General features: G+C 53.8%; 1 protein-coding gene. It reads right to left on the bottom strand.

Annotation, left to right across the window (positions count from 1 at the left end; genetic code table 11):
• Positions 1-318 (bottom strand): response regulator (locus tag MTR72_RS40275; RefSeq protein WP_341512357.1); only part of this gene is annotated, 318 nt, incomplete at its 3' end.
• Between the last annotated feature and the right edge of the window lie 35 nt (positions 319-353).

Below are 353 nucleotides of genomic sequence, written 5' to 3' on the forward strand. Positions count from 1 at the left end.
GGTCATGGGAATGTCGCCATGGCCGGTAATGAAAATGATCGGAATATGTATGTTCAACCTTGCTAGCTCGGTCTGGTAGTCAAGGCCGCTCAAGCCCGGCAGCCGGACATCAAGAACTAGACAGCTAACAACGTCCGGAATTGTGCTCTGCAGCATTTCGCGGGCCGATCCGAATGCAATGACGTCTAATCCTACCGATTGAAAAAGGTTCGTAAGCGAGCGACGCATGGAGATGTCATCCTCGACGACGAAGACAACCGCCCTTGTCGAAGACTCGGCATTGCTGGCTTCACCTGGCGAGTCAAATCGTCCTGTCACGAGACGGCTTCCTTATGCAGCGGCAGGGCAAACTC

It is taken from the genome of Bradyrhizobium sp. ISRA442 (assembly GCF_038085055.1).
In the GTDB taxonomy this organism is placed as follows: Bacteria; Pseudomonadota; Alphaproteobacteria; order Rhizobiales; family Xanthobacteraceae; genus Bradyrhizobium.